Origin of the sequence: Algoriphagus antarcticus (genome assembly GCF_002150685.1) — a bacterium.
Taxonomy (GTDB): domain Bacteria; phylum Bacteroidota; class Bacteroidia; order Cytophagales; family Cyclobacteriaceae; genus Algoriphagus; species Algoriphagus antarcticus.
The window spans coordinates 35,881-46,941 of sequence record NZ_MSSW01000076.1 but is presented as its reverse complement, the minus strand read 5'-3'; the positions used below and the strand labels follow the sequence as shown (position 1 = coordinate 46,941).

At 39.8% G+C, this 11,061-nt stretch carries 7 protein-coding genes; 3 read left to right on the top strand and 4 right to left on the bottom strand.

The annotated features are described in order from the left end of the window. Together BVH04_RS21565 and BVH04_RS21560 are read left to right on the top strand one after the other, a co-directional pair. The coding region (locus BVH04_RS21565; protein ID WP_169714481.1) for a GIY-YIG nuclease family protein at positions 1-331 on the top strand (331 nt) is incomplete at its 5' end. A gap of 13 nt (positions 332-344) precedes the next feature. After that, entirely contained in the window at positions 345-2,675 is a 2,331-nt protein-coding gene (locus BVH04_RS21560; RefSeq protein WP_240511016.1) for an aminotransferase class III-fold pyridoxal phosphate-dependent enzyme, read from the top strand. Positions 2,676-2,696: 21 nt separating this feature from the next. Here the strand turns inward: BVH04_RS21560 and BVH04_RS21555 are convergent, their stop codons facing one another. The 4 genes from BVH04_RS21555 to BVH04_RS21540 form a co-directional block, all read right to left on the bottom strand. Beyond that, complete coding sequence (locus BVH04_RS21555; RefSeq protein ID WP_086543528.1) at positions 2,697-4,103, bottom strand: aminopeptidase P family protein; 1,407 nt, start codon at positions 4,101-4,103, stop codon at positions 2,697-2,699. A gap of 79 nt (positions 4,104-4,182) precedes the next feature. Next, on the bottom strand, positions 4,183-5,100 hold the full coding sequence (locus tag BVH04_RS21550; protein ID WP_086543527.1) for a dihydrodipicolinate synthase family protein: 918 nt from the start codon (positions 5,098-5,100) through the stop codon (positions 4,183-4,185). 92 nt (positions 5,101-5,192) lie between these two features. Further along, positions 5,193-7,424 carry a S9 family peptidase gene (locus tag BVH04_RS21545; protein ID WP_086543526.1) on the bottom strand — a complete coding sequence of 744 codons (2,232 nt, stop codon included), beginning with the start codon at positions 7,422-7,424 and terminating at the stop codon, positions 5,193-5,195. A 259-nt stretch (positions 7,425-7,683) separates the two neighbouring features. Further along, positions 7,684-8,559, bottom strand: a complete 876-nt coding sequence (locus BVH04_RS21540) for an AraC family transcriptional regulator (protein WP_086543525.1) — start codon at positions 8,557-8,559, stop codon at positions 7,684-7,686. A 316-nt stretch (positions 8,560-8,875) separates the two neighbouring features. On the opposite strand from BVH04_RS21540, the gene BVH04_RS21535 reads away from it, so the two are divergent. Further along, the gene (locus tag BVH04_RS21535) at positions 8,876-10,324 is read left to right on the top strand and encodes an L-serine ammonia-lyase, iron-sulfur-dependent, subunit beta (protein ID WP_240511015.1); all 1,449 of its coding nucleotides are present in this window, start codon (positions 8,876-8,878) and stop codon (positions 10,322-10,324) included. The last annotated feature ends 737 nt before the right edge of the window (positions 10,325-11,061 follow it).

Genomic DNA, 11,061 nt, shown 5'->3' with positions numbered 1-11,061 from the left:
AATTGATATACTTCACTCTACTTCTGCTGATAAATTTTACGTTGGGCATTCCAATAATCCCAAAAGAAGAATTACAGAACATAATGAGAGCACTTTTCACACCTATACCTCCAAATTTAGATCATGGGAAGTAGTATTATTCCAAGTGGCAGGTTCACAATCTGATGCCCTGCGAATCGAAAAACAAAAAATAGCGCCCAGGGGAAACTCTATGCTGCCTAACCTTATCCTCGAAACCTTTAATATCTATTCTGGACTGGTCTACCGGAGTGATCCTGTTGACCAAAGTTTACTGGTGGCTTTAGGTCTTGTGTGTTTTTTATCGGGTTAGAATTTGAGATATTGTGAAAAAAAAGAAGGTTAATTACCAACTTTTGAGTACCCAGTTGCTTTTTATGCTAGAACTAAAGAAAATACTACAGGAAAAATTTCAGTTCGAAAATCCAAAAATCGATAAGCTTATTGGCTATTTCAACATCAATTATGCAGTCGAGGATAGGGCTACCAAATACATTTTTAAAACTTATCGATTTGATCAAGAGCTTTTTGATATCATAGAGGCAGAAAACGAAGCACTGCTCCATCTTAATCAGATGGAAGTGGGAAAATATCCCAATCCCGTCCCTACTTTGCAAGGTGAATCTATCTTTTTAGCTGAAATAGATGGCAATCCAACAAGCTGTAGATTGCTCACTTTTCTGGAAGGAGCTTTTCTGGGAGATCAAGAACCGACTAAGAAACTTTATGAATCTTTAGGTACTTTCTTGGGAAAGTTGGATCGCTCCCTGCATACTTTCAAGAGCTATACCCTCAAAGCAAGAAAGCTGGATTGGGATATTCAATTCCTTCACCTTAATAAAGCCTTGATCGAGGATATCGAAAATCCGCAAGACCGCACTTTGGTCCGCTATTTTTTTCTCCTATACCAAGAGAATGTCGCTCCGATTTTGCCGGGATTACGGCATCAGATCATCCATAACGACGCCAATGAGTGGAATATTTTATTCCAAAACGGAACAGTTTCAGGGATTATAGATTTCGGAGATCTAACCTATTCACCGCTGATCAATGAGGTCGCTATCGCGATGACTTATATCTGCTACGACAAAGAAAACCCTTTGGATTGGACAGCTGATTTCTTGAAAGCCTACCACCGAGCCATTCCTTTGGAACCAAAGGAATTGGATGTTTTATATTATCTGATTGCTGCTCGGCTATGTATTTCAGTATGTCAATCAGCCCATGCCAGAAAGGTAGATCCCCAAAATAGCTATGCTTCAATCAGCGAAAACGCAGCCTGGCAAATGCTTAGAAAATGGGTTGCCATCAATCCGCTTGGTGCTACAAACACCTTTAAGAAAGCCTTGAATTTACCGATTGCGGAAGTACCAAGCTTGGAATCCCAACTTGTACGAAGACACCAATCCATCAGCCCGCTCCTCTCCATTAGCTACAAAAAGCAACTTTCTGTCACTGGCGCAGCTTTCCAATACATGTATGATTCGTCGGGGATAGCTGTTTTGGATGCTTATAATAATATTCCCCACGTGGGTCACTCCCACCCTAAAGTCGTGGAAGCTGGTCAGCGTCAGATGGCTAAACTCAACACGAATACTCGCTACCTCTATGATCAATTGGCAGAATATGCAGAAAAGCTTCTAGCAAAATTCCCATCATCACTGAGCAAAGTATATTTTGTGAATTCGGGAAGTGCTGCCAGTGATTTGGCAATGAGGATGGCTTTTGCTCATACCAAAAACCCAAATGTGCTCGTCATGGAGCATGGCTATCATGGAAACACGCAGATTTCCATTGATATCAGCGACTACAAATTCAATAACAAAAAGGGCTTCGGTCAAAAAAGCAATATCCTCAAAGCTCCGATTCCGGATACTTACTTAGGGAAACACAAAGTCAATGATGGATCCGCAGGAAAACTGTTTGCTCAAGATGCGATTCAGGTGATTCTGGATTCTGGAAAAAGAGTTGGAGCATTCATCACTGAGCCGATTGTAGGTTGCGGTGGACAGGTCCCTTTGGCCGAGGGCTATCTCCAAAATCTATATCCAGTCATGCGAAATCAAGGTGGAATCTGCATCAGCGATGAGGTTCAAACAGGCTTTGGAAGAATGGGAGACTATTTCTGGGGCTACGAAGCCCAAGGGGTCGTACCAGATATGGTCGTACTGGGTAAACCCATGGGGAATGGTCATCCAATGGGTGCCATTGTCTGCACCGAGGCTATTGCAGAATCTTTTAGCAAAGGCGTGGAATTTTTCAGTTCATTTGGCGGAAACCCTGTTTCCTGTGCGATAGGTCTTGCTGTTTTAGAGGTGATTGAAGAGGAAGGCTTGCAAGAGAATGCAAAAATTGTCGGGGATTATTATCTCGAGCTTTTTCGGGACTTAAAGAAAAATCACTCCTGCATAGGGGATGTCCGAGGTTCGGGACTTTTCATCGGGGTGGAATTGGTGAAACTTGGAACCACTAAAGCAGATACTGCATTAGCTTCTCACATCAAAAACGAACTGCGAAATCGTAACATACTGATCAGCACCGACGGTCCAAATGACAATGTTTTGAAGACAAAACCACCACTTTGCTTTTCAAAAGAAAATGCCGTAATGGTTGTCGAAAACATTGATTTGATTCTAAAGAACCAACTCAAAAGTTGAGTAGCGTTTTTGTGCTTTGCTTCATGGTCTACAGCCAATTACACCTTCTCTAAGACCCTCTACTTCTCTGATTTCTATTTCTAATGGCTCGCCCAAAAGCTTCGAACCATTCTCTGTAATTTCAAAACCGTCTTCCACTCGGATTCCACCAAAATTCTGGAAATGTGCAAGTTCATTATAATCAATGTAATCACTGTGTAGTTTTTCCCCCGCCCACTGTTCGATCAGCTTAGGGATAAAATAAATACCAGGTTCAATCGTAATTACAAAGCCTTTTTCAAGCTCTTTTCCTAATCTGAGTGACTTCAGACCGAACTGAGTGCATTTAAGAAGTTCTTCATTGTATCCCACATATTGCTCTCCTAAGTCTTCCATATCATGAACATCCAGCCCCATCATATGCCCTAAACCACACTGAAAAAAAAGCGCATGGGCTCCATGATGCACCGCATCATCCAAGTCCCCTTTCATAATCCCCAGATCTTTTAACCCCTCAGCAAGTTTTTTACTAGCTGAAAGGTGAACGTCTTTAAACGGTATACCTGGCTTACAAAGTGTAACAGCAGATTGATAGGCATTGAGAACGATCTGATAGATTTCTCTCTGACTATCTGAAAATCTAGATCCAACGGGAATGGTTCGGGTAATGTCACCGGCATAATTCATAGCTGACTCGGCACCAAAATCACCCAAAAGCATTTTTCCCTCAACTAGTGTGTTTGAATAGTTATGGTTGTGAAGAATTTGTCCATCAATAGTTATTATCGGTGGGAATGACACACTTCCACCTGAGGAAATTGCTTCATAGTTTACCAGGCCAAGAAGTTCGTATTCCTTCATCCCGGGCTTCGCTTCCCGCATTAACCGCTTATGCATTTTCACACTCATGTTCACTGCATTGGTGATTTCAAGGATTTCCTCCTCGGACTTTATAGATCTTAAAGAGACGACAGCTTTAATGAATTTCTCTGAAATTGAGGATTGAATTTCCAGTTGAGTTTTAGTTAACCAACTCTCCAGCTTTCGACTATTTTCAGGCCTATATGGGGGTAGAAAATGGATTCTTTGCCCATCAACTGAGTCCAGAAAGGTTGAGATTTCGCTTTTTGATTTAGTTTTTTCGATCCCAACAGCAGCTGCCAAATCCGATAAAGGAGGATGGGATCCCTGCCAAATGGTTTCTATTGTGGTCAAATTATCTCCAAAAATAACCTCTACATCTTGATCTACATCGATCACAGCAGTGAGTCCCGGCATATCCAACCCGAAAAAATAAAGGAAAGTACTATCCTGCCTAAATGGATACCAATTGTCTTTGAAGTTCATGCTGCTTTCTTCATTTCCGATAAAAAGCAAGACACCGGATTCCATTTTTCTTTTTAATTGATTCCTTCTTTCAATATAGGTTTCTTTTGGAAAGGTCTTCATTCATACGCTGGTTAACTGTTGTGCACATTTATCCCGGGATACTGGATATCAAAGGTTTCTCTTTTCCTATTAAATGTGATTACATTGGAATTTTTTCCCAATTGGGCAAAACAGGTCTGCTCTTAAGGGATTCCTGGATAATAGTTAGAACTCTTTGCCTCTCCGATCCAACCAGCGGCAACCTCGGTGCCCGCACATGCTCAGTACCCAATCCAGTGGCTACCTCTGCCAATTTGATATATTGAACTAGTTTTGGATGAATATCTAATTCCAAAAGAGGGAAAAACCATCGGTAAATTTTCAAAGCTTCTTTATATCTTCCCTGCTCCATCAAGTTATAGATGGCGACCGTCTCAAACGGAAAGGCACATACCAAGCCGGCTACCCAGCCATCTGCACCAAGTGCCAAACTTTCATATGCCATGGGATCTACCCCGCATAGAATTTTATATCTGTCGCCAAATCGATTGATCATTTTGGTTACCAAGGAGAGATCTCTGGTTGATTCCTTTACGGCTTGGATATTTTTGAATACTTCCAACTCTTCAAACATATCCAGAGTCACCAAAATTTTATAATCCACAGGATTATTATAGATCATAATCGGAAGATCAGTGGATTGGGCTATTTTCTTGAAAAAAGTGAGGGTCTCCAGATCATCTGCCTTGTATCGCATTGGAGGAAGTACCATAAAGCCTTCAATGCCACTTTCATTTGCAGCCTTCACGGCCTCGATAGCACCTTCTGTCGATTGTTCCGCGATGGTGAGGACTGCCGGAATTTTTTCTTCCAACACTTCTAAAGTTGCTTTGATCAAGGTTGCTTTTTCGCGGCTTGTCAAAGTACTAGCTTCTCCCAAGCTGCCACCCAAGATGATGCCATGCACTCCTGCCTCCATCTGGGTCCGAATATTGGATTGGAATGACTTGATATCAAGCTCATCATCAGACGTAAACTTGGTTGTTACAGCGGGGAATACTCCTTTCCAATTTATCATGGTTTTTCTATTTAGTTTATAGGTTTTGGTTTATTCAGAAATTCAAATTTTTTCTTTACCTGAATTGATTGAAATTATCATCCAGTCCTTTATTATCGTCCGCCAGGTGGTAAACTCCTCAACCAGAAGGTTTTCATGGTCTCCCTGAGGTGAAGGGAAGTGTTTTCACGTTCATTGATTCCATGGGCACGCATAGGGTAAGACATCATGGAGAATTGTTTGTTGTATTGGATTAATTTGTCAACCAGCATTTCAAAACTTTGGTAATGCACGTTATCATCGGCCGTGCCATGGATGATCATAAGTTCTCCCTGCAAATTTTCCGCATAAGTGATTGGAGAACCGTCTCGATAACCTTTCTGGTTATCTTCCAAAAGTCCCATGTATCGCTCTTGATACGTAGCGTCATAAAGCCGTTGATCAGATACGAATGACACTGCCAAACCTGCTTTATAGATTTCCGGATAGCGGAACATCACATTGAGGGTCATCTGACCACCTCCACTCCAGCCCCAAATACCTACTCTGGAGGAATCTATGTAGTCGTAGGTTTTTAGGATTTGCTTTGCAGCATTCATCTGATCGTAGGAAGCGAGTATTCCTATCTGACCATAAATAGATTTACGCCATTCCCTTCCTCTCGGAGTTTTGGTACCACGATTATCTATGCTGATGACTACATATCCCAAGCGGGCCATGTAATGGTGCCATAAATCCCCACCCATCCATGAATCTTGGACAGTAGATCCTGCAGGCTCACCATAGACATAAAATAAAAGCGGGTACTTTTTGTCTGGGTTAAAGTCCTTGGGCTTTATCATCCATGCATCTAATTTCACATCTCCAATATCCACCTTGAAAAACTCCTTCGGACTCAGTCTCAATGCAGAATACTTGTTCTCTAATTCTTGGTTTTCTTCCAAAACCCTGATTTTTTCATGGTTTGGAAGGCTAACCAAGGAATAAACGGGCGGAGTGGTTGTGTTCTGAAAGGCGTGAATTGCAAATTTTGAATCTATTGAAATTTGATAGGCATTTTGTCCTGACAGTCCCATCGGGGTGATCCGTTCCGCTTTTCCTATTTGGTACAGTGAACTTCGATAAAGGTATCGCTGAGTGAAATTTTCAGGTGAGGCTATGTAATACACATACCCACTGGCAGGATCAATATGACTCATGCGCTCTACATCAAAGTCTCCTTGAGTAACCAATTCGCTTGTTTTCCCATCTCTGGAAACTTTGTATAAATGAAGCCAACCATCCCTTTCGCTGCTCCAGGTAAAAAACTTCTCATCTTCTAGCCAGCGTATGTCGTCATGGATTTCCAAAAAAGCAGCGTCTTCCTCGATTAAGATTTTTGACAATGCCATAGTCTCAATGTCTCCTGTCCAAACCGTGTTTTTGTTTTGGGATCTGTTCAACTGCTGTACCATCACTTCCTGAGAATTCGGAATAAATTCCATTCTAGCTAGGTAATTATTTCTAGGATCCCCTGGAAAATCAAACCATTTTGTTTGACCTCCTTCACTAGAGACTACTCCAATTTTAACAGCTGAAAGTGATTCCCCAACTTTAGGATAAGGTAAAGGGATAGGTTTCGAATAGATTGAATCAATATTATTGATCAAATAAAAAGTACCCACATTTCTGGTGTCCGATTGCCAGTAGGCAATGTTTTTCCCGTCTGGACTCCACCTAAATCCATCTCTGCAACTCAGCTCCTCCTCATATACCCAATCAAAGGTTCCGTTTATAATAAATTCTCCTCCGTCGGAGGTGATTTTTGTGATTTCACCTGATTCAAGTGATTCCACAAAGATGTTGTTTAGACTTACATAAGCCACTTTAGTTGCATCAGGAGAGAATTTGGCAAACATCAGCGTACTCGAAGGAATTCCTTTGCCCAGTTGAGAAAGCTTTCGGGTTGTCAAGTCCAAAACCCAATAGTCACCTCTTGTATGAAATCTCCAAACTTTTCTGGTATTGGTGAAAACTAGCAGCTTGCTATTGTCCTCTGACCAATGGTAGTCTGCCACGGATAAAGGCTTAGTACTCCCTGAAGGAATTAATTCTTCAGCAGAAATTAGTAACGTTCTTTTTCCTGAAAGGGCGTCATACCGGACGATATCATCTCCCTCTTGACTATTACTTTTTTCAATGCTAGAATAACCTTTGGAGTCTCTCATCCAGCGAATAGGACCGAATCGATTCTGATCATATACTCCATCCGTATAGATGTCCTGTAACGTCAGCTCTGTTTGAGAATATACTTCACATACAAAACCTAATAAAAAAAATATTCCGAACACTATATTACGCTTCATTCTATGCTATTGATTATTTGTCAAATTAATTAGGATTTTTCAAACAATGGTTTAATTCATGATTTGAATCAAAATCATGATCAACTACTTTTACAAAGATAAATGATTAACCCCTTTTCATATTATGTCATTTTAACCAAATGATATGATATATTAACATAGTAGGTATGATCAAAAAGTAAGGGTAATATTTCATTGGTTGTTGAAAAACCACAAAGATCGGTAAGTTAAGAATCACTCCATCAAATAAACCACCTAATTAGCTGGCAATGTTCAGAATGTTTTTCCTGTATCTCAGGGGTGTCATCCCGGTTACACTTTTAAAGTGTTTATGGAAATTTGACAAATTATTGTAGCCGCAGCGATAGCAGCATTCCGAAGTATTAAAATCATCCTCGTATAAGAGTTTGCAGGCATTTGCAATCCGCACTTCTATTAAAAATCTGGAAAAGGTCTTCTGACTTTTGTATTTGAAAAACCTGCAAAAGGCGGTAGGAGACATGTTGACCAGATAGGCCACTTGTTTGAGGGTGATTTTTTCATTGTAATTGTTTCTAATAAAATCAAAAACCATGTTAATCTTCGGGATATTTTCCTGAACGGTGTGAATGGGAATTCCCTGACAGGAAATAAAATCCAACTCATTGTCTTTTGAAATGCATTCCATGATTTCAAGTAAGCAAAGGACTTTTTCAAATGCACTTTTCTCAGGCAACGCATTTAATTTCTGACTTATAAGCCCCTGTTTAGCTTCGGAAACCCTGACTCCATATAATGAAAAGTCGATCAATCGTTTTATGGCATAGGCCTCAGGGATATCTTGCAACAAACATTTCAAAACATCCTGGTTGAAAAAGACTGAAACTGCCCTGGCCTTTTTATGTCCATTATTTAGGAATTCATTCCCTCTATTTCTAAACACGTGGGGTAAATTTTTGCCAAAAAGGTAGATCTCACCTATTTTAAACTGTATGACGCTATCCGAAACGAAAAGCGATCCTCCACCTTCCAGAATCAGGGTAATCTGAAATTCCTCGTGAAAATGAATAGGTTCATAGAAATTTTCCAAATCCCAACACTCTACTCGGATTGTTTCATCTTTAAGCCTTGGTACTTTAAAATGAAGGGGGTGCATATGAAATTAGATTTATTTTTACCTCTTAAAATAACCTTAGAAATGCAAGATATTGTAATATTAATCTACCATAGTTGGGATTAATAAGCAATTCTTGCAAAGAAAAAACTATGAAATGTTAAGATAATACACAGATTTGTCAATATTTAATAGTGAGAAAGCCTCAAATCCCTTTAAATTTATTTATAATAGTTAAAAGAATAATGCAATGAATTATCCCAGCATTTTTAATGACATAATCGGACCTGTGATGAGAGGTCCTTCTAGTTCCCATTGTGCAGCTTCCCTGCGGATTGGCAGGCTGTGTAGGGACTTGATGGCAAATAATATAAAGAGTATTTTAGTTGAATTCGATCCGAACGGCTCTTTAGCGAATACGCATAAGGATCAGGGATCGGATATGGGGCTATTTGGAGGTTTCCTGGGATGGGAAGCAGATGATGAACGGTTACCGAAATCTGATTATCATATTTCTGAAGCCGGTATAAAAGTTCAATTTGCTATAAGAGATATTGCCGCGAAACATTTAAATACGTATCAGATTACGTTGAGTAATTCTTTGGAAACCAGAACTGTGACGGCGATTTCCACAGGTGGTGGCATGATTGAAGTAATAGCCATTGACGGAATTGGGGTTTCTATGATGGGTGATTTTTACGAAACGCTGATTTATTGCAAGACACCAGATAGGATTTTGGAATTAATTAATAGAGGGATGTCTTATGACTACTTAATTGTGCATAATGAAAATCCGCATTTTATTGAAATAAAGGCGCAAAGTTTTCCGGAGGAATTCCTTCAGGTACAATTGGCCTCTATGGAAGATGTCATGTTCATAAAAAAACTATGCCCTGTACTTCCTGTCCTATCAAGAAAAGATATTATAGTACCCTTTGTAACGTGCAACGAAATGCTTGATTATAATAAAAATAAAAATCTTTCTTTATTGGAACTGGCTATTCTTTATGAAAGCGAGAGAGGAAACACTTCGGAAGAGGAAATTTTTGGGAAGATGAGAAAGATAGTACATACTATAAAAGATTCCATAAAATGTGGACTTCAGGGTACTCAATATACTGATCGGTTGTTAGGTAGTCAGTCTGTAAATTTTAGAACCCAATTACAAAACAAGCGGTTAGTAGAGACTGGTGCGCTCAATATTGTTGTAATGTATGTTTCTGCATTAATGGAGGTAAAAAGTTCAATGGGAGTTATTGTAGCGGCTCCTACAGCCGGTTCATGTGGTACGCTCCCAGGAGCGGTGATGGGGACTGCCGATTTCCTTGGAGTTTCAGAAGACGAAATCGTTAAAGCAATGTTGGTGGCTGGATTAATTGGAATTTTTATTTCGTCACAATCCACTTTTGCAGGAGAAGTGGCAGGATGTGGAGTTGAGTATGGGTCTGGAGGCAGTATGGCTTCGGCTGCGATTGTATATCTTTCGAAAGGCACACTTAGCCAGTCTATTGCTGCTGCTTCTATGGTGTTGCAAAGCACACTTGGTATGACCTGTACACCCATTGCCAACAGAGTGGAAGCCCCGTGTTTGGGAAATAATGTGATGGCAGCAACGAACGCAATTTCTTTTGCGAATATGGCACTCTCCGGATATGACGAATTAATACCTTTAGATGAAGTGATCGAAACGATGTACACAATTGGCATGGGAATACCGCACGAATTTAAGTGTACTAATATCGGTGGATTGTGTGCTACAAAAACTGCTAAAGAAATCGAGCGTAAACTTAGGTCAGCAGCATTTTGATAACAACTATTGAGGTTGATTACAAAAGCGACCACTTCTGAATACCCATTTTCTTCTCCGCGGTCAGTGTCACATCCCCCTATCTAATTTCCAATATGACACAGAAAGGGTGCGAATTAAAAAGTTTAGCGAATCAGGTTGATAAACAGGGTAAAAAAAGGGCTATCGATTGACAGCCTTTTTTCATTGTTATCCAATTAATCTATCCTTTTTTTTTATTTGTATGATCCCATTTTTCGTTCAATAAATACATTGGGTTAACTAGCCGGGCTTCCTCACAATTGATGAATCATATTTTGAATGAATCCCACAATGCTTTTCCCCTCCGTATTCTTTACATGGTATTGAATTTCCATGACCCGTATTGGTTTGATTTTGGGGATAGTAAGTTTGGTTATTTTTGCCTTTTTCCAAAAAAGCTTTTTGGATTCTTAATTTTGACTATTTTTCATACATATACCTTAATCTTTGGGTTGGTGGTTACCAAATCAAAAGGTCACCTTTCAGTATAAAATTTAAATAAACATATCCACTATTGTTGGACAAAAATCAAGCTTAACTGGATTTTGCTCTTCCTCAGTACCAACGCCAGTATGTAGTTGCCAAAAGATATTTAAAGACAGAAGGTTGATTCTTTACTGGACTTGATAAATTCTGTAGCATGGTGGCAATTGATATTGGCCGAATTCACTTGTTTTCATTTGATTTCTCTTAAAATAAAACACTTGCCGTTTTTT